At 50.0% G+C, this 22,055-nt stretch carries 16 protein-coding genes and 1 pseudogene; 13 read left to right on the top strand and 4 right to left on the bottom strand.

Annotated features, from left to right (window positions below; all coding sequences use genetic code 11):
* The first annotated feature begins 206 nt into the window (after positions 1-206).
* From ACQ76X_RS21220 to ACQ76X_RS21280, 13 genes are all read left to right on the top strand, one after another.
* Positions 207-2,591, top strand: a complete 2,385-nt coding sequence (locus ACQ76X_RS21220; RefSeq protein ID WP_438495803.1) for a phosphoketolase family protein — start codon at positions 207-209, stop codon at positions 2,589-2,591.
* 174 nt (positions 2,592-2,765) lie between these two features.
* A complete protein-coding gene (locus ACQ76X_RS21225; RefSeq protein WP_438495804.1) occupies positions 2,766-4,646 on the top strand; it encodes a serine hydrolase domain-containing protein in 1,881 nt (626 codons plus the stop codon).
* A 68-nt stretch (positions 4,647-4,714) separates the two neighbouring features.
* A complete protein-coding gene (locus tag ACQ76X_RS21230; protein WP_438495805.1) occupies positions 4,715-5,713 on the top strand; it encodes a LacI family DNA-binding transcriptional regulator in 999 nt (332 codons plus the stop codon).
* Between the two features lie 121 nt (positions 5,714-5,834).
* On the top strand, positions 5,835-7,328 hold the full coding sequence (locus ACQ76X_RS21235; protein ID WP_438495872.1) for a glycoside hydrolase family 32 protein: 1,494 nt from the start codon (positions 5,835-5,837) through the stop codon (positions 7,326-7,328).
* 4 nt (positions 7,329-7,332) lie between these two features.
* The gene (locus ACQ76X_RS21240) at positions 7,333-9,354 is read left to right on the top strand and encodes a sucrose-specific PTS transporter subunit IIBC (protein ID WP_038588032.1); all 2,022 of its coding nucleotides are present in this window, start codon (positions 7,333-7,335) and stop codon (positions 9,352-9,354) included.
* Positions 9,355-9,552: 198 nt separating this feature from the next.
* Positions 9,553-11,169 carry an ABC transporter substrate-binding protein gene (locus ACQ76X_RS21245; protein WP_438495806.1) on the top strand — a complete coding sequence of 539 codons (1,617 nt, stop codon included), beginning with the start codon at positions 9,553-9,555 and terminating at the stop codon, positions 11,167-11,169.
* On the top strand, positions 11,166-12,155 hold the full coding sequence (locus ACQ76X_RS21250) for an ABC transporter permease (protein ID WP_438495807.1): 990 nt from the start codon (positions 11,166-11,168) through the stop codon (positions 12,153-12,155). Before ACQ76X_RS21245 ends, ACQ76X_RS21250 begins: the two co-directional genes overlap by 4 nt.
* Before the next feature lie 20 nt (positions 12,156-12,175).
* Complete coding sequence (locus ACQ76X_RS21255) at positions 12,176-13,018, top strand: ABC transporter permease (RefSeq protein WP_269322565.1); 843 nt, start codon at positions 12,176-12,178, stop codon at positions 13,016-13,018.
* Positions 13,015-13,782 (top strand): ABC transporter ATP-binding protein, encoded by a 768-nt coding sequence (locus tag ACQ76X_RS21260; RefSeq protein ID WP_438495808.1) that lies wholly within the window; start codon positions 13,015-13,017, stop codon positions 13,780-13,782. Before ACQ76X_RS21255 ends, ACQ76X_RS21260 begins: the two co-directional genes overlap by 4 nt.
* On the top strand, positions 13,773-14,558 hold the full coding sequence (locus ACQ76X_RS21265; RefSeq protein ID WP_438495809.1) for an ABC transporter ATP-binding protein: 786 nt from the start codon (positions 13,773-13,775) through the stop codon (positions 14,556-14,558). Before ACQ76X_RS21260 ends, ACQ76X_RS21265 begins: the two co-directional genes overlap by 10 nt.
* Positions 14,542-15,612: an aminotransferase class V-fold PLP-dependent enzyme gene (locus ACQ76X_RS21270; protein ID WP_438495810.1), complete on the top strand. Its 1,071-nt coding sequence runs from the start codon at positions 14,542-14,544 to the stop codon at positions 15,610-15,612. The genes ACQ76X_RS21265 and ACQ76X_RS21270 overlap by 17 nt, the downstream gene beginning before the upstream one ends.
* Positions 15,602-16,762, top strand: coding sequence for an amidohydrolase family protein (locus tag ACQ76X_RS21275; RefSeq protein ID WP_438495811.1), 1,161 nt, complete (start codon positions 15,602-15,604; stop codon positions 16,760-16,762). Before ACQ76X_RS21270 ends, ACQ76X_RS21275 begins: the two co-directional genes overlap by 11 nt.
* A 205-nt stretch (positions 16,763-16,967) precedes the next feature.
* Positions 16,968-18,353, top strand: coding sequence for an MATE family efflux transporter (locus ACQ76X_RS21280; RefSeq protein ID WP_144024459.1), 1,386 nt, complete (start codon positions 16,968-16,970; stop codon positions 18,351-18,353).
* 122 nt (positions 18,354-18,475) lie between these two features.
* Here ACQ76X_RS21280 and ACQ76X_RS21285 read toward each other — a convergent pair whose 3' ends face one another.
* From ACQ76X_RS21285 to ACQ76X_RS21300, 4 genes and pseudogenes are all read right to left on the bottom strand, one after another.
* On the bottom strand, positions 18,476-20,041 hold the full coding sequence (locus ACQ76X_RS21285) for a diguanylate cyclase (protein WP_438495812.1): 1,566 nt from the start codon (positions 20,039-20,041) through the stop codon (positions 18,476-18,478).
* A 201-nt stretch (positions 20,042-20,242) separates the two neighbouring features.
* Positions 20,243-20,419 carry a hypothetical protein gene (locus ACQ76X_RS21290; protein ID WP_438495813.1) on the bottom strand — a complete coding sequence of 59 codons (177 nt, stop codon included), beginning with the start codon at positions 20,417-20,419 and terminating at the stop codon, positions 20,243-20,245.
* A gap of 360 nt (positions 20,420-20,779) precedes the next feature.
* Positions 20,780-20,986 (bottom strand): helix-turn-helix domain-containing protein, encoded by a 207-nt coding sequence (locus ACQ76X_RS21295; RefSeq protein WP_438495873.1) that lies wholly within the window; start codon positions 20,984-20,986, stop codon positions 20,780-20,782.
* Positions 20,987-21,468: 482 nt separating this feature from the next.
* Positions 21,469-21,900, bottom strand: a pseudogene (locus ACQ76X_RS21300) (glycoside hydrolase family 88 protein); the annotation flags it as partial.
* Between the last annotated feature and the right edge of the window lie 155 nt (positions 21,901-22,055).

Raw genomic sequence — 22,055 nt, forward strand, 5'->3', positions numbered from 1 at the left:
TGTGGATGTAACGTATTTACATAAATTTCAATATAACTGTGTTTTGACAGCGTTTTTCCTGAGTTTTTCATACTATGTTCAAATTTTCACAAAATTGGACCGTATCACTTGTCAAAAAGGTTGTATTTATTTTGAGCAGAGGTATGATGTATTTGTAGAGAAAAAGAATGGCAATAAGCAACAATATATATATAGGAGTGGATGAAATGGGATTATCAACCATGAAAGTCGATTATTCGTCTAAAACGTATCTGGAAAAGCTTGACGCTTATTGGCGTGCAACCAACTACATTTCGGTAGGTCAGCTGTATTTGAAAGACAACCCGTTGTTAAGAGAACCTTTGAAAGATGCTGACGTTAAGATTAAACCTATCGGACACTGGGGTACCATTCCCGGCCAGAACTTTATTTATGCCCATTTGAATCGTGTAATTACTAAATATGATTTGAACATGTTCTATGTTGAAGGTCCGGGTCATGGCGGTCAGGTCATGGTTTCGAATTCCTATCTGGACGGAAGCTATACTGAGATTTATCCGGAAATTACGCAGGATATCCCGGGTCTCAAAAAACTGTTCAAACAATTCTCGTTCCCGGGCGGCGTTGCTTCCCATGCTGCACCTGAAACTCCTGGATCCATCCATGAAGGCGGCGAGCTGGGTTATTCTTTATCCCACGGCGCTGGCGCTATTCTGGATAACCCTGATTTGATTTCGGCTGTTGTCGTTGGAGATGGTGAGGCTGAAACCGGACCACTGGCCGCATCATGGTTCTCCAACCGCTTCATCAACCCTGTTACAGATGGCGCTGTTTTGCCGATTCTGCACTTGAACGGATTTAAAATCAGTAACCCGACGATTCTGTCCCGTCAATCGAAAGAAGAAATCACCGCTTACTTTACAGGCATGGGCTGGGAGCCGTTTTTTGTTGAAGGTGAAGACCCTGAACATATGCATCCGGAAATGGCGAAGGTACTCGATACTATCGTCGAAAGAATTGCAGCCATTCAAAAAAATGCGCGTGAAAATAACGACCTTACCCGCCCGGTATGGCCGATGCTCGTCTTCCGTTCCCCTAAAGGCTGGACTGGACCGGCAGCATGGGACGGTGTGCCTAATACTGGTTCGTTCCGTGCTCACCAGGTTCCAATTCCGGTTGACCAGAAAAATATGAAGCATGCTCCAGCTTTGCTTGAATGGATGAACAGCTACAGACCGGAAGAATTATTTGATGAGAACGGCCGCTTGAACGCAGAGCTTGCCGAAATCCTGCCTACAGGCGACAGACGTATGGGGATGAATCCTGTTACCAACGCTGGCAACCTTATCAAAGATTTGCGCCTGCCGGATTTCCGCGACTATGTGCTTGATAACTCCGTTCCAGGTAAAGTAGTAGCCCAGGATATGGCCGTTCTCGGAAAATACCTGAAAGAGGTTGTCCTGCTCAATGAAGATAACCGTAATTTCCGGATTTTCGGACCGGATGAAACGATGTCCAACCGTCTGGGACCTGTGTTTGAAGTGACCAAACGCCAATGGCTGGATCAAATTAATGAACCTAATGACGAATTCCTCGCTTCGTATGGCCGTGTAATTGATTCCCAATTATCGGAGCATCAGGCGGAAGGGCTGCTGGAAGGTTATGTATTAACCGGACGTCATGGCTTCTTTGCAAGTTATGAAGCTTTCCTGCGCGTTGTGGATTCGATGATTACCCAGCACTTCAAATGGCTGCGTAAAGCAACCGATCAAGGCTGGCGCGCTGATATTCCTTCACTCAATGTTGTTGCAACTTCAACCGTGTTCCAGCAGGACCATAACGGTTATACGCACCAGGATCCGGGTTTGCTGGGTCACCTGGCAGACAAAAAACCGGAGTTCATCCGGGAATATTTGCCGGCTGATGCCAACTCCCTGCTGGCTGTATTTGACACCATTCTGAACGACCGTCAAAAGATCAACCTGATTGTGTCGTCCAAACATCCGCGTCCACAGTGGTTCTCGGCTCAAGAGGCGCAGGAATTGGTTGATAAAGGACTCAAGATCATTGACTGGGCCAGCACGGACAAAGGCGGAGAGCCTGATGTTGTATTCGCTTCTGCGGGTACCGAACCTACGATTGAAGCTTTGGCTGCCATCTCTATCCTGCATGAGAAATTGCCTGAGCTGAAAATCCGTTATATCAACGTGGTAGATCTGCTTAAGCTGAGAAGCCAGAAACTTGATCCGCGTGGTTTATCCGACGAAGAGTTTGATCAATTTTTCACAAAAGACAAACCGGTCATCTTCGCTTTCCACGGTTATGAAGGCCTGATTAAAGACTTGTTCTTCGACCGCCACAATCATAACCTGCATGTGCATGGCTACCGTGAGAACGGCGACATCACGACTCCGTTCGATATGCGTGTACTGAATCAGATGGACCGTTTCGATCTGACGAAGGAAGCTGTTCTGAGCTTGCCTGCAGCTGACAAACACACTGCCATCGCGGATGAGATGGATGCTATGGTTAAGAAGCATTATGAGTATATCCGTGAAGAGGGCATTGATCTGCCTGAAGTGGAGAAGTGGGTCTGGAAGAGTTTGAAATAAGTTTGAGAAATCCGCTTGTAAATGTATGATGAAGTTGAAAGTGCCTGTCCCAGTGTGCATTAGGGGCAGGCACTTTTTTTGAAACGTATTCTATAGTAGGATTTAAGTGCCACCTTGTGGAATATTAAGGAATTGTTATATTGAATTTCAGAACATGAGAAAAGGAAGTAATGCATGAGAAGACAACACGAAAGTTATAGGTTTACAAAATTAGGTGTCGCAATGCTGTCTGTCATGCTGCTGCTGCTGTCACTGGCTCTTCCAGTCCAGGGTGCTGAAGGGAAAGGGGATACGACTCCCTCAGGCTCACCGCTGTCTTCGCTCGGGACCATTATAGATACTTATGTCGCTGCCCGTCAGCGGACAACAGCAGCGGTTTCGGTTGTTGTTATCAAGGACGGCCAGACCGTCTTCGATAAAGCATATGGCTTCGCGGATATCGAGCGTCAGGTCGCAGCTGATACAGACACTGTTTTTGAATGGGGCTCGACTACGAAGCTGCTGGTCTGGACCAGTGTGATGCAGCTGGCAGAGCAGGGCAAGCTTGATCTGGAGACAGATATCCGTGAATATCTTCCTCAGGGCTTTCTCAAAAAACTGAAATACGAAAAACCTGTCACGCTCTTGAACCTTATGAATCACAATGCTGGCTGGCAGGATCGGATAACCGATTTGTACTATTTTGCAGAGGAAGATATTCCTGAGCTGGGGGAGGCGCTGCAGACTTTTGAACCGCGACAGGTTTATCAACCGGGAACGGTGGTGGCGTATTCCAATTTTGGTGCGGCCTTGGCTGCCTATATAGTGGAATTGCAGAGCGGTGAGCCATTTTATACCTATGTGAAACAACATATCTTTGAGGTGGTGGGCATGGACAATACGTCCATACACCCAGCGCAGCAGGATAATCCGGCTATTGCGCAGCGCAGGGACAACATCCAAGGATATACAATCAGCCTGAAGCTAATCAAGAAGAATAGAGGGTATATGGGGATTTATCCGGCAGGAAGCGCTATGGGAACCGCAGAAGATGCAGCGAAATTCCTGGCAGCTCTGATGCCTGCAGCCGGCAGCAGCAGTCCGCTGTTCCAGAGCCAAGCAGCTTTAAAAGAAATGCTGTCCCCAAGCCTGAATTACGAGGGAACCGCCATTCCAAGGATTGCCCACGGTTTTTTTGAGATCAACCATACCCTTCCTGCATTGGAGCATGGCGGCAATACTGCAGCCTTTTCCAGCAAGTTTACTTTGGATCCGGCTTCCGGCTTTGGGATGATCGTGTTGACTAACCAGGCCAATGAGTGGGAGTATACCACCGGTCTGACCGATAAGGTGTTTGGCGAATACAAACCGGAAGCCTATAGCGGCGATATGCCAGAGAGTTCAGAGGTGGAGGGCCAATACCTGTCCGCACGAAGAGGGGTCCATGGATTCACCAAAATCCTGGGTTACCTTAACGGCGAAAAGATCACAGCAATTAACAACCGCACTTATAGCGCTAACGGCCTCCCCTTTAAGCAGATCGCACCTTATATGTATGCTCCGGTACATCAATCGGGACTGGAGTATTTTATACACGATCATGGCGCGGTTACCAAAAAGTCCACTGTCTACAATGATGCTTTTCCAGTCTCGGGCTTAACTGCACACAGCGTAACCATTTCCCTGACCCTACTTGGCATCGCTGCATTGTTCACTATCGTTGCACTGATCAGCGGTCTTGCCGGATTTATCTTCCGCAGAATCAAGCGGCAGACGAAGGCGGCCTCCGAATTCTACAAATATCATCTATGGATGAATGCTGCCGGGCTTTTCTTAATTGTAAACAATGTGATTCTAGGCTATAGAATGATAAACTACACCACGTACTCGTCCATTCGTATTCACTTTATAGGTAACCTCCTATATGTTCTGCTGGCAGCGGGTTATATCGTTCTGTTGCTAATGTGGCTGCGGCGTACGCAGAGTTGTAAAAAGGGAAAAATCATGTACGTGTTATCTGGTGTTTCGGCATTGATATTTAGCGCTATTATAGCGGGCTGGGATTTGTTCTATTAAGCTGACAGGTATCCATGTGGTAAAATAGTGGGATATACGAAAGAAAAATTCAGCTAGGAGCCTTGAGAATGAAAACTATCATTGATATCGCCCGGGCGGCGGGTGTGGCTAAAAGTACGGTCTCAAGATATTTGAACGGTGGTTCTGTCAGCGATGCGACGAGAGAGAAAATCGAACGCATCATCAAACAGAACCAGTATGTGCCCAACACATTCGCCCAAAGCCTGAAGGCAAAGCGGACCAGCATTATCGGCACAATCGTTCCGCGCTTGGACTCCTATGCAGTCTCACAGACCTTAATGGGTATAGACGATGAGTTGCGGGGACGCCAGTATCAGCTGCTCATTGCCAACACCAATCAGGACTTGGAGCGGGAAATTGAATTCATTTATGAGATGGCGAGGCAAAAAGTTTCTGGTCTGCTGCTGCTGGCGGCGCAAGTAACGGAGCGGCACCTGAAGGCGGTCCGGGACTGCAAAATTCCGGTTATACTGATCGGGCAGCAGCATGCAGACCTGCATAGCGTGATTCATGATGATGTAATGGCCGGTTATCTAATGGGTAAGCATATTCTTGAAAAAGGACATCGCCACATCGCTTACCTTGGTGTTACGGAGCAGGACATCGCGGTAGGTGTAAGGCGGAAGCAAGGCTTCCAAAGGGCTCTTCGCGAATACGGAAATTGCGATGCAAGGTTTTATACCTCCGGATTCAGAATGAACGAGGCTGTGACGGCGGCCGATTTGCTGTTTGAGGACAGGGTGCCTACAGTCATCGTGTGCGCGACCGACAATATTGCGCTCGGTGTGATGAAAGCAGCCTCGATCAGACATATACTGATTCCTTCCGGAGTGTCGGTGACGGGATTCGGCGATTACGAGGTCACTGAGATTGTTCATCCGGCGTTGACGACTATGAGATTTTATTACAGAGAAGCCGGGCAATTGGCTGCGGAGAACATCATAGCCTTGGTGAATGGAGAAGAGGTCGCCAAAGTCTCCGTCTCCGGCTGCGAAATTATTCAGCGAGAAAGCGTTGACAATTTGACTGGACTCAGCATACAATAATATTGGAACCGGTTCCGGACCTTTTTTCACAGCGATGTTGGAAAGAGGTTTTCTTTTTAAGATATTTGGAACCGGTTCCGTTAAAGGGAACTAGACCAAATAGATAGTGGAGAGTCTGATGATAAAAATGGATAGAAAACAGCTGTACCGTCTTATCGAAGAAGCAGAGCCGGGTGAACGGGAAGCGCTTGAGCGGCTGGTCGCACGCAGCCCATGGAGACAACAATTTCATGTCCAGCCGGAAGCGGGATTACTGAATGACCCTAACGGCTTCTCCTACTACGGAGGCGAATACCACTTGTTTTACCAGTGGTTTCCTTTGGGGACGCAGCATGGCATGAAATATTGGTATCATACTTCTTCTTCCGATCTGGTGCACTGGAAGAACCTTGGCATCGGCATTGCTCCGGGCGGGCAATACGATTCACACGGGGTGTTCTCGGGCAGTGCGATTGAGAAGGATGGCAAGCTGTTCCTGATGTATACGGGTAATACCCGCACCGAGGAGTGGGTCAGACTACCCTACCAGTGCCTGGCTGTAATGGAACGGGACGGAACGGTTAAAAAGCTCGAGCGTCCGGTGATATTCGATGTGCCGCCTGGCTATACAGATCATTATCGTGATCCGAAAGTGTGGAAGGCAGCAGAGGGCTACTACTGTGTCATCGGTGCGCAGCGCACTGATCATACAGGCTGCGTGGTGCTGTACAGCTCGCCGGATTTGCACAATTGGCGTTTTGAAGGGGAGCTTGGCACCCGCTTGATGAAGTTTGGATATATGTGGGAATGCCCCGATTACTTTGAACTGGACGGAGCAGGGGTGCTGCTGTTTTCCCCGCAAGGTCTTGCGCCGGAGGGCGACAAATTCCCGAATATCTATCAGTCAGGGTATCTCACTGGCGATCCGTTGCGCTTGCCGGACAGGGATTTCCGCCATGGTGAATTTCGGGAGCTTGATTATGGCTTTGATTTTTATGCGCCTCAGACAACCCAGGCACCCGACGGCAGACGTTTGCTGGTCGGATGGATGGGGCTGCCGGAGATTGATTATCCTACGGATCAGCATGGCTGGGCGCATTGTCTGACTTTGCCCCGCGAGCTGACCTTGGAGAACGGCCGTCTGATTCAGCGCCCGGCCAGAGAACTGGTCAAACGCCGGGGGCGGATGACAGAGGCACACACGGTAATACACAGCGGGACAGCTGAAATGAAGGAGCTTGGGGGCACCGTCTATGAGCTGCTGGCCCAGATCCGGGTGGATGGAGCAGAACGCTTCGGCATTGAGTTCCGTGTCGGCCCCGATGAGAGAACGGTCATCTATTACGATACCGCAGCGGGAAAAGTGGTACTGGACCGTTCTGAGTCAGGTCAAGCTCTGGCCCTGGAGTTCGGGGCAGAGCGGAGCTGCACGACCGATCTTCGGGATCGCATGCTAACCCTGCAAATGTTTGTGGATACATCATCGGTTGAAGTGTTTGTGAATGACGGAGAAACGGTATTTTCGGCGAGAATTTTTCCTGAACAGGTAAGCACAGGCATCCGCCTTTATGCCGAAGGCGGCAGCGCGGAGTTCCGGGTTGTCCAATGGGAGATTGAATACAACGGGGAGGAATAGCGTTATGAATGAAAATCAAATGATCGCCAAGCAGGTTGTGCAGGCTATAGGAGGAGAAGAAAACATCATCTCCTTCGCGCACTGCGCTACCCGTCTGCGTATTATGGTGCGGGACAAGGATAGCATTAACCAAGAGCAGGTCGAGGGCATCGACAAAGTCAAAGGGGCATTTTTTAACTCCGGACAGTATCAGATTATTTTCGGCACTGGCACCGTCAACCGTATTTTTGAGGAGGTAGAGAAGCTGGGCCTTCAGAGTACCTCCAAGGAAGATCTGAAAGATCAGGGCAAAAAGGCGGGGAATGTGTTCCAGCGGTCAATTCGCACTTTCGGGGACGTATTCGTTCCCATCATTCCGGTCCTGGTAGCCACCGGGTTGTTTATGGGACTGCGCGGTTTGCTGACCCAGCCGCAGATTCTTTCTTTGTTCGGGCTCGTGCCTGAGGATATCTCAGCCAATTTTCTGCTGTTCACCCAAGTGCTCACGGACACCGCTTTTGCTTTCCTGCCTGCACTTGTGGCCTGGTCGGCCTTCCGGGTATTCGGCGGCAGTCCCATTCTTGGGATTGTGCTTGGGCTGATGCTTGTCAATCCGGCTTTGCCCAATGCCTATGCGGTTGCCGGAGGGACGGCGGAGCCGCTGATTATGTTCGGATTCATCCCGATTGTAGGTTATCAGGGGTCGGTACTGCCGGCGTTTATTATGGGACTGATCGGGGCGAAGCTGGAAAAGGCATTACGTAAGCGCATTCCAGAAGCGCTTGATTTGATTTTGACGCCATTCCTGACTCTGCTGCTCATGATCACGCTTGGCTTGTTCGCCATCGGTCCTCTGTTCCATTCCTTGGAGACGGGTGTACTGAATGCAACCACTTATGTGCTTGATTTGCCCTTGGGCATTGCAGGGCTATTGATCGGGGCGCTGCACCAGATTGTGGTCGTGACCGGCGTGCATCACATCTTTAATTTTCTGGAGATTCAGCTGGTGGAGCGTACGGGCGCCAACCCGTTCAATGCGATTATTACCTGCGCAATGGCTGCTCAAGGCGCAGCTTGTCTCGCTGTGGGACTGAAGACGAAGAACACCAAGCTGAAGGCGCTGGCATTGCCGTCCTCACTGTCCGCTCTGCTCGGTATTACCGAACCGGCGATATTCGGGGTCAACCTCCGGTATATGAAACCTTTTGTAATGGGGCTCATCGGCGGCGCGGCCGGCGGTTTCCTGGCTTCGCTGTTCCAACTGGCCGGCAACGGCATGGCCATAACGGTGATTCCCGGAACCCTGCTGTATCTGAACGGCCAACTTCCGCTGTACATTTTGGTCAATCTGGTTGCGATGGCTGTAGCTTTCGTGCTTACCTGGCTGTTCGGCTATCGTGATGAGATGTCCGCAGTTCCGGCAGAGCAGACGGCAGGCTCAGGGGGAACAGCGTCAGCGCTTCCTCAGTCTGAAGAGATACGGCCGGAGAATACCGCGGACGTGAGTGTACGCACGGCCTCCCCGGTCTTCGCTCCGAATCTGGTTGAGGCGTCAGATGAGCCGGGAACCCTTACATTCCTGGTACCCCTTACAGGAACACTGGTGGCTCTGGATCAGGTGCCGGACCCCGGGTTTGCCGGTAAACAATTGGGAGATGGCATCGCCATCGAACCCAGCGAAGGCAAGGTCTACGCGCCGTTCGGCGGTACCGTGGCCCATGTGATCAAGAAAAGCAAACATGCCGTCATTCTGGAGCATGCCAGTGGAGCGCAGGTGCTTATTCATGTAGGTATTGACACAGTCTCCCTGAAGGGAGAAGGCTTCGTGCTTCATGTGGAGACCGGTGAGCAGGTGAAGGCCGGGCAATTGCTGATTGAATTCGATCTTGACGTGATCCGCGCTGCCGGGCTGTCTACGGTCACTCCGGTTATCGTTCCGGGGGGGATTGACAACGTGCTTGAGGTGAACCCCGCTTCGCCAGGAACAGTAACCGCCGGCATTGACAAGGCCATGCAAGTGAAAGTTGCGCTCCAGGAAATTTTATGATCCCGGAATGTTTGACTTAGGCACGTTATCGCAATATAGTAAACGGGACGAAGCAGCGGATTTCCGGCTTCGTCCCGTTTTGTTTTAATCGAGGTTGACTTTCCGTAACCATGATTTTTTGTTTGACAGGGGAGGCGGTTTACGCCATAATACAATCCATACTAAACATATATGATTTATAAGAGGGGAGAGTCAGACATGTCACAGTTTAAAGCATTTAGAAAGTCATTTTGGATAGGAACCGTAGCACTTCTATTATTAGTGGTGGTTGCAGGATGCTCTGATTCCAAGAATAATTCTGAGTCAAATAAGAACGCCCAGCAGAACACGAATCAAGGGGCAAACCAGAGCGCAACTCCGGAGGAGCCTGCGGCGGGAGGAACCTTCGTCTATGGACGGCCTGCTTCCGTAACCTCACTTGATTTGCATAATCAGATTACATCGAATAACGCCTTTGCCATTGATAAAGTATTTGAATCTTTGGTTGCTTTTGATAGCAAGGGCGAAATTGTGGACTGGCTCGCCAAGTCCCATAGCATCAGTGAAGACGGCTTGACGTATACGTTTGTATTGCGTGACGGCTTGAAGTTTTCGAACGGTACTGAAGTTACTGCAGAGGATGCAGTATTCTCCTTACAGCGGCATTTGAAGGTTGGCGGACCGCTGGCAATAGCGGCAAAGGTCGATACCACTGTAGCGAAGGATAAACAGACGTTTGTTATTACGCTTAAAGAGCCTTATACACCGTTCATCTCCGAGCTGTCCAACTTCTCGAACGGAATTATTCCGAACAATTTCGGCGGGGTATCCGAAGAAGAGTTTTTCAAGAAACCGGTAGGTACAGGACCTTTCGTTGTTGAACAGTGGGATGCTGCTGGCGATCTGACGTTCACCAAGAACCCGAACTATTGGCAAGAAGGAAAACCTTATATTGATAAGCTTGTTTACAAGCTGATTGAAGATGACAGCCAGGCCATTAATCAGCTGAAGGCCGGAGAAGTGAATGCTATTGAATCTTTGGCGTTGCAAAATGCCGATGAAATAAAAAAAGGCCCTGACACTACAGTAGTAACTAATGGCAGCTGGGTGACAGAGCAATTGTTCTTCAATACGCTGGACAAGAATTTCTCTGATGTGCATGTCCGTCGTGCGCTCGCTCTGGCACTGGATCGTGAAGGCTTGACTAAGGCGCTTACCTTTGGATATGCACAGACTGCAAATTCATTGCTGCCGACAACCATTCCATATAATGCGAATGAGACAATCAAGGCACTGAACTTCGATCTCGATGCGGCCAAAGCGGAGCTTGCCAAATCTGCCTTCCCTAATGGATTCGATACAAAATTGCTTGTAGCCTCCGGCAACAGCACAAGAGCACAAGAGGCGCAAATTATCCAGGCAGCAGGTAAATCGATCGGGATTAACATTGAGATTGAATCCATTGAACTGGCCACTTTCCGTGAGCGTTTCTTCGCTTATGATTTTGCGGCAATGCTCAACAGCGGTCAAGCCGATTCTCCCGAAGCGAACTCGATTATCGCTTTCCAGACCGACCCGGAAGGCTTCAGTAAATCGTACTGGACCCATTACACGAATGATGAAGTGACCAAGCTTCTATATGAAGGCCAAAAAACGCCGGATGGCAAGGATCGTGAGGCAACCTACACCAAGCTGCTGCAAACTCTTGCTGATGAAGTTCCGTACATTCCTCTATATTATCCGGATATCCTGAAAGGCGTAGGATCTTCAGTGGATGGTCTCGTAGTTTTACCTAACGGCAGCGTTCGCTTTGAAGAAGTCCGTATCGGTAAATGATGAAGAGTAGCACACCTTTAAGCCAATCGTCAGGAAGGAATACATCTTACAGCTGGCTTGTGACCGCTCTATTAAGAGCTTTGGCAGTGATCCTCTTTGTAGTGACCGCAGTGTTTTTCATCATCAGAATCGTGCCGGGAGATCCCGCAAAAATGATTCTGGGAGAATACAGCACACCTGAGGCCCTCGAGAGTATGCATCATACTCTCGGGCTGGATCTCCCTTTATGGGAACAATTCGTCCGGTTTGTGAAGACACTGTTCACACATGGTGATACCGGCAATTCTATTATTACCGGAACCTCTACAAGAGTGCTGATTGCCGAGCGGGCTCCCATTACTTTGCTGCTCATTGTGATGGCCTGTATCTTGGCAGTCATTATTGCCCTCCTGCTTGCTACGGTTGCAGCCACACACAAGGATAAGCTGCCGGATCATTTGATCCGTATTTTTCCTACAATAACTCTGGGTATGCCAATCTTTTGGGTTGGCATGCTTTTGATTCTGCTGTTTAGTGTCCGGCTTCATTGGTTTCCCGTTGGGGGTGTAGGCGAAGGGTGGTTAGGAACCTTGTACAGTCTTACACTTCCGGCGATTACCGTCGCCTTTTCGCAGATTCCTACGCTGGTACGTTCGTTAAGAGCACAGATGCTTGAAATATTGGAATCCGATTTTGTAGTCACACTGAAGGCGGCGGGATTGCCAAGCAGGGTGATCCTGTTTAAGCATGTGCTGCGCAACTCTGCGCTTCCGACGCTAATGCTGCTTGGCGTTAATATTTCTTATCTGATCGGCGGTACCCTGGTCGTTGAACAGGTGTTTGGCATCAAGGGAATTGGCAGCTTGCTGTTCACTTCAATTTCGAATCGGGATTTCCCGGTCATTCAAGGAATAGCGCTTTACTGTGCGATATCTGTTGTGATCATCAGCCTCCTGATTGAAATCATTTCGTGGTGGCTCGATCCCAGAACGAAAGGAAAACAATGAAACGTATAATAACAGAACCTATGTTGCTTGAGGACGCCAGGAAGACAAACGTTCTCCATCGAATAAGGAATACGCCTTCCCTTCTGGTGGGGAGCATTATGTTTGCAGTGCTTATTATCTTGGCTGTATTCATACCGTTTCTGAGTCCTTATGACCCTTCAGCGCAAGATTTGAGCGCCTTTTTGCAGCCTCCTTCTGCCGAACATTGGCTGGGGACGGATCAATTGGGACGCGATTTGTTTACGAGACTGATCTATGCGGCGCGAACCGATTTGAGCATCATGGTTCTGGCGGAAATTGTTCCATTCTGCACCGGTGTATTTTTGGGAATGGTTGCAGGGTATTACGGAAAATGGGCCGATAAGGTCATTACGCTGCTCACGGATACGTTTATCGCTTTTCCTTTTTATCTGATCGTGATTATCGTGGCTTTTGCCAGCGGAGCAGGTGAGCGGGGCATTTATATCACCTTTATGCTTGTAGGCTGGATTGTGTTTGCCCGTGTAGTCAGAGGTATTAGCGCATCGTTTCGCGAGCAGGAATGGGTGGCGTCCGCTCAAACGTTAGGGCTGCCTGGAGTGAAAATTATCCTTCGTCATCTCCTGCCCAATGTACTGCCTCAAGCGGTTGTAGTCCTTATGACGGATATGGTCGGACTTCTGGTGGCCATTGTTACACTCGGTTATCTTGGCATCGGCATTGCACCGCCAACCCCGGATTGGGGAACCATGATTTCGGATGGACAATCCTTCATAACTACAGCCTGGTGGCTCTCGGCGGTTCCGGGATTCGCAGTGGTGTATACGGGAATTGCGTTGTCTCTTGTGGGAGATGGGTTGGCAGACTTATGGAGGAAAAAATGATTTCTACAAGTCCGGTTTTGGAAATAGAAGCATTATCGCTGGGAACCAAGTCCAATACTAAATTAGTAAGCAATGTAAGCTTCTCACTGGGCAAAGGGGAGAGTCTGGGATTAGTAGGCGAATCGGGTTCCGGAAAATCGCTGACCCTGCGTTCGATTCTGGGATTGCTTCCACGGGGTGTTGAACAGACAGGCGGAGTCATTAAGAGTGACGTAAGCAGCGCTATGGTATTTCAAGACCCGAGAGGGGCGCTGGACCCGCTATGTCCGGTGGTTAAGCAGCTTGCGGAAGTCGTATATTATAGGCAAAAATTAAGCCGGAAGGCTTCACGCAGCGTGGCTCTGGAACTGCTCGAAATGCTTGGCCTGCCCGATTCTTTAAAGAGGGCCGACCGTTATCCGAGCCAGCTTTCGGGTGGCCAGTGCCAACGGGTAGTCATCGCCATTGCACTGGCATGCAAGCCGGGCATTCTTCTCTGCGATGAGCCGACAACGGCGCTGGATGTTACCGTTCAGCGGCAAATCATTGAAACGATCACCCGCCTGCAGAATGAACTGGGCTTTGCAATGGTATTTGTTACGCATAATCTTGCGATTGCAGCCGCCCTGTGCTCCAAGCTGTGTGTGATGAAAGAGGGGCAGATTGTTGAGCAGGGCGATACCCTTAGTGTTTTGCAGAACCCGCAAAATTCTTATACCCAAATGCTGATTAACTCGGTGCTTCCTCTGCCGGAGCTTGAAGGGAGCGGACAACCATGGAGCTAGCCCTGCAAGTGAAAAATCTGGCGGTTCATTACGGCGGATTTACTGCGCTCGATCATATCCATCTGAATCTGCAGCAGCATACTACCCTTGGCCTTGTAGGAGAGTCCGGCTCGGGCAAATCCACGCTGGCACGGGTCATTGCCGGGCTGATCACCCCCGATGAGGGGCAGATTCTGTTGGGTGCACAAGAATTAACCAGGAAGAGAAGCCGGGAGCAGCGCAAGCGAATCCAGATGATCTTCCAAAATCCGGACGCTTCGCTGAATCCCAAGCATTCCATCAGGCAGATTCTGTCCGAAGCGCTTCTGTTTCATAAAATTGTCGGCCGCACGGAGGTCGAGCAGCGGTGTAAAGAGCTGTTGAGCCGTGTTCAGCTGGAAGCCAAGGCATTGGACCGGTATCCTCGCGAATTCTCCGGCGGTCAGCGCCAGCGGATCGCGATTGCCCGCGCATTAAGCGTTGAGCCGAGCCTTCTGATTGCGGATGAACCGACCAGCGCCTTGGATGTATCTGTACAGCGGAGTGTGCTCGAACTGTTTAACACGCTCAAAGATGAGCTTAATCTTACCATGTTGTTCATCTCCCATGATTTGGGGGTTATCCATGCAATCAGCGACACGGTAGCGGTCATGCGGCAGGGAAAGCTGGTTGAGATCAGTCCCAAGGATCAATTCTTCGCCCGCCCTGTAACGGAATACAGCCGTGAGCTCTTGTCCGCCGTTCCGAAAATGCCGAAGTCGATCACATCAGGAGGTTTATATGAGCCGAGAACATAAAGGATTTATACCGCTGTCATTGTCTGAGTTTGACACACTTACAAGTTTGCTCTCCCGGCTTTTGTTTACCGGTCATCCCCCGGTCATCATTCCTGGAGAGGCAATTCTGGGAATCGAGGCGGTAGCGGCGGGGATATCTGCGCCTGGCCGTACGATTCTAAATATAGTCACAGGTCCCTATGGAAGTTTGTTTGGACAATGGCTTGAACGCGGCGGGGCAACGGTTGTTGAAGTAAAGGTCCCCTTTGATGAAGTAGTTACTGTTCAGGAAGTCGCTGCGGCGATTGAACGGTTTAAACCGTGTGCGCTTTCCTTTGTTCAGGCAGAAGTGGTGACAGGCGGATCGAATCCGGCCAAAGAAATAATTAAGCTTGCACGCGCCGCTAACCTCGTTACGGTGACAGACTCCGTTTCGGCGGTTGGGGGAGAAGCCCTGCCGGTGGATGAATGGGGCGTTGATTTTGCAGCTATAGGCGCGCAGAAAGCTTTGGCCGGGCCTAACGGCATCAGCGCCGTAAGCATCTCACCGCGCGGCTGGGAATTCCTTGAGTCTAATAGCAATGCTCCGCGCAATTCCATTCTGTCCTTACTGGATCTTAAACCCTCACAGAAGGGGACAACACCGTTACGTGTTCCTCCCAACATCCCAACGTTGGAGGCAAGAGCTTTGATCTCGGCATTGACAGCCATTGAGGAAGAAGGCTTGGAACAGGTCATCAAGCGCCATGAATCGGCTGCGGCCTCGGCCATTGCCGGTATCAAGGCCTTGGGTCTGGAGCCTTGGCAGAAGGATAGCCAACACTATTCTACACTGACTACGACGGTGCGGATTTCCGGGGAACCGGGCTTGCGTATTAATCAGCCTATCGGTATCGTAGCTCCCGGTGACGGAGAGCTATTCGGCCAGCTTTTGCGGATTAATCATTTCGGAACGAATGCTTCCCGTCAAAGTGTGGAAGAAGCCATTACGACGTTCGCCGGGCTGCTGAATCAGGACCCTGATCCTGCGCTCAAGGCAATCCGCCGACTTTGGGAGAATGAACATGATCAATAAACATCCTGAGGCGTTAGTCTTCAATCATATTTTCATTGCTGGTATCGAAGGAAAACGTTTTGATATTAACATTAAGGACGGCCGGTTCTCCTCTATAGCTGAAACGGAGCCGCCTAAGGATCAGTCCGCTCATCCAGGCCAAGATTTATGGATCAGTCCGGGGGTTATTGATCTTCATACGCATCTGGCTTGGACAGACTTTGACCATGAGGATCAATTGAAACGCGGCAGCCATGAGCTCGAAGTCATGCAGGCTGAGGCCTTTGAAGCCACTTTGCGGACCGGTGTAACAACGGCGCGTGATGCGGGCGGGATTCTGCCGAGCACAATACGGCATCTCGTTCAGCACTATCAGCAGCCGCTAAGGGTGCAAACCAGCAGCGCTATGCTTGGAGCGGCGGATGCCCGCGGACTTAAGGTTTTGGAGGGGCGGCTGGCCGAGATTTTTGATACAGGAGCAGGCTGGATTAAGATTATGGCAACAGGCGGCCTTGGTGCACCTACGGAAAAAGTGCTGGAGCCGATTTTTTCAGAGGAAGAATTCTCTTTCATTGTCCGCCATGCGCATGCTCATCATAAAAAAGTCCTGGTGCATACCTGGGGCGGGGTAACGGTAGACTGGTCTATCGCTGCCGGTGTTGAATCCATAGAGCACGGAATGTTCCTGACCGGGGATCAGGCCGGCAGACTTGCTGAGTCCGGAACAGCTTTTGTGCCTACGACCTCAATTTATAGCATTGCTGCAGATCCGAAAGGCGTTCTGGCGCTGAACCCGGTCATTTGTGACCGGGCCGCCCGCGCTGCCGAAGCCCACTCTAAAGCGATTGAGTATGCCAAGAGAGCGGGGGTCCGCATAGGATTCGGTACGGATTATGCTACGCCTGCACTTCACGGGTACAACCTTCAAGAGCTGGATACGCTGATGGATTACGGCATGACCCGGGCGGAAGTGTGGCAGGCTGCCACAATAACTGCTGCTGAGATTCTGGGAAGCGGCAATGAGCTGGGGCGGATTTCCAGCGGATATCTTGCAGATGCTATTATTTTCAATGCTGATCCGTACCAGGCATCTAATGCAGAAGAACTGCGGAAGAGCATCGTTTCCGTCATTACCGGGGCAGAGGAATCGGAGCTGATTCAGGCTCAGTAACATTTGTGCAAGATCATAAATAATCAACCCGTTGGCATAGGCCTGCGGGTTATTTTTGTGCGTGCTGGGGAAAACATTGGAGACTTAAGATGGCATTTATAGTAAACTGAATGTAAAGTGCCCATAATTCAATGGGTATATTTTGTTGAAAAGCTCTTCGAATGAAGAGTTTTTTCCATTATATAGAAAATGATGTGATATGTTTATGCAGCTTCGCGCTAGTCTTCCGAAGAAAAAATTGCTGGAGAAATATCTTTCCGGCGAAGGTATGGATTATCGGCAAATTATAGCTTTATTTATTCCCATCCTGATTGACCAGGCCTTCATCATCGGGCTTAATCTGGTAAATACCGCAATGATCAGCTCGTCCGGGATGGCGGCGGTCAGTGCGGTGAATATGGTGGATTCGCTTAATATTTTTCTGATCAATGTGTTTGTTGCGGTTGCAACCGGGGGGACGGTGGTAGTCGCACAGTATAAAGGCAGCGGAAATGACAAGATGGTGTCTCAGGCTACGGCCGGTTCGGTCACCTCGGTGTCGCTGATCGCCTTGGGAATAGGCCTTCTGATGATGGGCTTACATACTCCAATATTGAACCTTCTGTTCGGAACCGCCTCGCCCGACGTGCTGGACAATGCCCGGATCTATCTGATCGGCAGCAGTATCTCTTATCTGGGCATCGCGGTGGTGCAGGCGGTATGCGGAGCTCTGCGGGGAGTGGGCAGGACACGGGCTTCTCTGATGCTGTCGCTCATCATGAACCTGCTGTATGTTATCCTGAACGTAGTCTTCATTAATCTGCTGCACATGGGCGTGCTGGGGATGACGCTTGCGGTAAATATCGCACGGTACACGGGGATGGTCTGTGCCTTGGTGTATCTGTTCAAGGTGGATACGGCCCTGCGTGTGCGTTTTCGCGACCTGTTCCATATTCCGCTGACCATGCTGCGGAAAATCATGTTCATCGGCGTGCCGTTCGCAGCGGAGCAGATGTTCTTCAACGGGGGCAAACTGCTGACCCAGGTGTTTATTGTCAGCCTTGGCACTTATGCCATTGCGACCAATGCGATCGCCGGCTCGCTGGCCATGGTGTTTCAAATTCCAGCCAGTGCGCTGTCGCTAACCATTGTAACGGTAGTCGGCCAATGTATCGGGCGGGGGAATGTCGCCGATGCCAGAAAGTTCATCAAGTCCTTCCTCTGGATCGGGTCCGCTTCATTGGCATTGATCGCCTTGATCCTGATGCCGCTGTTCCACCCGCTGGTGTCGATCTTTTCTCCGCCTCCCGAGATCATTGACGATCTGTTTGTGGTGCTGCTGGTGAATTCCATTGCCCAGGTTCCGCTGTGGGCCGTCAGCTTTATTTTGCCGTCTGCGCTGCGGGCAGCGGGAGATTCGCGCTTCACGTCAATCACTTCGATGCTGACGATGTGGCTGTTTCGGGTGGTATTTGGCTATATCCTCGGGATCGTGCTGGGCTATGGCGTCATGGGAGTCTGGCTGGCGATGAACTGCGAGTGGGCCGTTCGCGGGGGTGTTTTTCTGTGGCGCTTCCGGGGCAAGAAGTGGTTTGCGCATAAGCTGATTTAGATGTACCTGTTAAGGCTGTCGGGAAAGTCCCGACAGCCTTTTTAAAATCCGTAAACCTGTATAATTTCGGAAGCCTTACCATAAAAGATACTTCCTGCATTTCAACGCTTTTGACCTCGATTTTAACTCAATTGTTGTTCTTTGGGGTTTAGATCAATTATCGCATGATAATCCTTCACGCTGTTGCGGCCATTCGCTTTGGAATAGTAGAGCGCTTGATCCGCCTCCGCAATTAGCTGCTCCGGAAGAATGGCGGCATTGGGGAAGCAAGTGGACACGCCTATACTGATGGTGACGACATCACTAATCTTCGAGCCAACATGGGGAATCTTTTCATCCTCAACAGCAATGCGAAGTTTTTCTGCCAGCCCCAATGCTCCGGTGATGTTCGTATCCGGCAGGATAATGGCGAATTCTTCGCCGCCGTAACGGGCTAACGTATCTGATGGACGACCGGCGGTTCCTTTGGCAATGGCCGTTACTTTGCGCAAGCAATCATCTCCAGCCTGATGCCCATAAGAATCGTTGTAGGCTTTGAAATAATCGATGTCAAACATAATAAGAGATAATCCGTTCTGACTGCCGTTCCGTTTAGCCCTTTTCCATTCTCTTATCAGCGTTTCATCAAAATTGCGCCGGTTGGCTATTTCCGTAAGCCCATCCATTAAGGACAACTGCTGCAGCGTATTCTCTACCTTTTTTCTCTCCGTAATATCTGTGGCCGTGCCAATGAATCCGCTTATTTCTCCGTCCAGCCAAAGCGGGGACACGATAAGCGATATGGTTAGGCGGGAGCCGTCTTTTCGAATATACGACCATTCGCGGCCCTCCGGGGGTTCTTCCATCGCGCAAAAAAAGAACACATCCAATCCCTTGAATGGCTTGCTCTTCATGATGGACAGTTCCTCGGCATAGGTTGCCACTTCCTCAGGGTCATGAAAAATAAGGGGCGTTTCCCGGCCGATTAAATCTTTTGGTTGATAGCCAAGCATTGTTTCCGCAGCCTTGTTAATATGAGTAATTCTCCCTTTAGGATCAAAAACAGTGATTACCGTGCCTACAGAGGACTGGAAAATGGCTTCCTGAAGCATATGCAGAGAGCGATATCTTCGCTCACTGTTCTCCAGCTCTTGCGCAAGCTGATTAGAGTGAGAAAAAAACGCAATCAGCTTAGCCGAAAACAGCCCTCCGGAACAAATAAGCGCCAAATAAGTAAGTGTATCCATGGTAGGACCCATCAGCAGCGCCATAAAGGAAATGAGCGTTACGCTAAGCAGCAGAGCAAGGAGCCAGCGCCGCCAATATTGGTCAATATACTGCATAATTAAACCGCTGCCGATGCCCAAGAATAGCATGTTGACACATGCAGCAATAGCTGTAGAGGAAAGCGATCCAAAAAAAGTAAGTCTGCCAATGACAACAAACAAAGCAGTCAGCAACGAAGCCGGCAAGCCACCATAGAAAGCGGAACAGATCACAATAATATGCCGGAAGTCGATGAAGGTAGTGGGGTTAACCTTGAAACTAAACTGCAGCAGAAGAAGGGCGCACACTCCGTGCAGCACTCCAATCAGCAGTTTGAACAGCAGGGGATGGGAATTTTTGTTTAAGGAATGGCGGAACAGCAGGTTGATGAGAAAGAGAAACGCGGTCAATAACGCGAAGTTTGCAATCATATATCGAAACATTAGGTTAGGCACCACTTCCGTAAATGATAAAAACATAATGCCCATTATACTATGTCTATAGGGCTTAAGAAATATCAGTTCGGAATTTAAAAAAAACACAAAACGTTGAAACCCTTTATGATCAAAGGTTTCAACGTCTGGGCTCCGAAGGATAACGCTAACTATGTCCCGCCAACCCAGCCTCTCGACAGGTAATTCTACTTACACCAGCTCTAACACTACCATCTGGTGATTCTCCAGATAAGGAACCGTGTAGCCGATTTCGCCGTCTTGGCCCACCGTAAACGGCAGCTCTGTCATCGACGGGGCCAGATAGACCCGCTGGACGGGAGCGGGAGACGGGAGGCGCAGGCTGACGGAAACATCCCGCAGCGGCACGATATCCTCAATGCCACTGTGGTTGATTTTGTCGGTTCCAATCTGGGCGTCGTATTAGCGCTGCGGACTGAGGAGACGTTATTTGTGGAAAAGAGACATGGTGTTCAGAATCGCGGACTGGAAAGACGTTATTGCGCCAGAAAAGCAGCAAACAGCGTGTGAAATGAGGTTATAACGTCACTGGTGTCCGCAAGCACCGGAGATGCATCGAATATCTGCACATAACGGCTCTGGTGTCCGAATCAGCTAGGGCAGGCGAAAATCGCCCCCTTTTGAAATGGTTGCTCATCACTTCCATTTTACCAAGGTGCGATTTTTGTGATTATTATTAAATTGTGTGATTCATCCCATGGTAGGGATTCAGCGGATGCTCTTTCTATATTGGTCCGGTGAAATTCCTTTGATCTTTTTGAACATCTGGCTGAAATATGACGGGGAAAGATCGCCCACCTCCACAGCAATCTCCTGAATGGATTTACCGCTATTGGCCAACAGTATGCAAGCCCCGCTTACACGCCGCTGAATCAAGTATTCGGACAGTGTGATGCCGGCATATTGCTCGAACAAATGTGAAATGTGGTAAGGCGACAGATGCAAACTGGCAGCCAGCGTTTCGAGGCTGAAGGGCTGCTTGTAATGTTCATCCAGCCAGTCGGTAATCCGTTCGAATGTGGGCCTCCACGCGAATGGATGGGATTATCTTCGGTTTGGACATCGGACACTTGTTTTTGAAGCAAACGCATCAGTTGAAGCATCAGGAATCCGGTATCTTCTTCTTTGTTTGCGGCAGAATCATTTACGGAATGATGTAATTCCTCCAGCAAATCCAGAATCGGGGTATTATTCATGGCGTAGAAAACTGGCCTCTGCAGAGTGCTCTTCCACATTTTCCGGAAAAACTTCTCCAGGAAAGGAAAAGCGGTAAGATAATGCTCGAGAAAACTGGGGTCAAAGGTCAGATTGGTCCGGATATAAGAACGGTTGGGGGCCGGAGGAACCATCACTTGGTGCAACTGATAGGGCTGGAACCAAACCAGCGTATGATCCTGAATGCTGGCGCAGTCGGCATAGCTGCGGTCCCCGGTCTGGTCAGTAGCCCAATAGAGCAGGGGGAGATTCATCAGGCAGTCAATGATAATCCGGCCCCCGTTGGCGTTATCGCCTTCCGGCCCCCAGGCTTGAAACAGCTGCGGGGCAGACCGCCAGCGTTTCATCAGAATATCGGCTGCCTGCAGCGCCAGCAGGCGAGAGCCTTCATCCTTATCAACGATCCAGCGGGCCTTCGCGGACAGCGAATATAAAAAGCCGATGTCATGATGATCGAGTTCCTTTTCAGCCTCCAAGCGTTTTTTGAGAGAGTTCACACTTTTGATGGCTGCAGCATGAATCTCCGGGTCCTTGCTGTATTCGTAGCTCAGCCATAATATCCCGGACCAGAATCCTTCCGTCCAGCTGGTCTGGTCAGTTAAATGATATTTGCCGTCCCCACGGCATAATAACCTCCATAGTATCGCTCAATTGTTCTTATGTTTATTATAAGCCAATCATTTTGTTGATTTGTTGTGCAAGTTCTTAGGTAAGTTGTGGATTAAGCGCAATTCAAATGATATATAAAAAGTACGGTACAATCTTTAAT

The sequence above is a fragment of the Paenibacillus sp. IHBB 3054 genome, assembly GCF_051594305.1.
Classification (GTDB): domain Bacteria; phylum Bacillota; class Bacilli; order Paenibacillales; family Paenibacillaceae; genus Paenibacillus_AQ.